We start from the raw sequence: 619 nt of genomic DNA, 5'->3' as shown, positions 1-619 counted from the left end.
GCCTATCCCACCAAGCCCACCCTCAGTAACGTGGCCTGAGGACGACGCTTACGATGGGCTGGCCACATCTATTCAAAGACATCGAGATGTCATCGCCCCATCGGCGGCATGGCAGTCAAAGAGACAGCGCTGGCTTCATCCATCAGGCGCGGTCGACGTGAGGCAGGAGGATGACCACGCCGATCGCCCCCGTTGATGTCCGGCATTTGCGATATTTCCTCGCCGCAGCCCAGCATGGCAGTTTCCGCAAAGCCGGAATGGCCCTCGGCATCCAGGAATCATCCATCAGTCGGCGCATCCGAGATCTGGAGGATCGCCTCGGCGCCTCTCTCTTCCATCGCTACAATGGCGGAGTCCGCCTGACACTCGCCGGCCAGCGCTTCTGCTGTCGAGCCCGCGCCATTATTCGTCAGATAGGCGACGGCGCGGCCGACGTTTCCGCGATTGGACGAGCAGAAGACGGTCATGTTCGGATCGGCATATCGGTTTCGCTGGCTACCCACTTCTTGGCCGAGCTTCTACGAACCTTTCAACAGCGCCATACCGGCGTCCGTCTCGATTGGATGTAAGCGTCGTCCTCAGGCCACGTTACTGAGGGTGGGCTTGGTGGGATAGGCCC

1 protein-coding gene is annotated in these 619 nt (G+C 60.7%); it reads left to right on the top strand.

Annotated features, from left to right (window positions below):
• Positions 1–170: 170 nt before the first annotated feature.
• Positions 171–569, top strand: coding sequence for a LysR family transcriptional regulator (locus tag KHC27_RS13805; protein WP_213339967.1), 399 nt, complete (start codon positions 171–173; stop codon positions 567–569).
• Positions 570–619 lie beyond the last annotated feature (50 nt).

The organism is Ancylobacter lacus (genome assembly GCF_018390635.1).
GTDB lineage: Bacteria > Pseudomonadota > Alphaproteobacteria > Rhizobiales > Xanthobacteraceae > Ancylobacter > Ancylobacter lacus.
This window is presented reverse-complemented; position numbering and strand designations above follow the sequence as displayed.

What these genes read in the sequence shown, in the direction of transcription:
- KHC27_RS13805 (WP_213339967.1), top strand. Translation starts at nt 171, where the DNA reads ATGACCACGCCGATCGCCCCCGTTGATGTCCGGCATTTGCGATATTTC.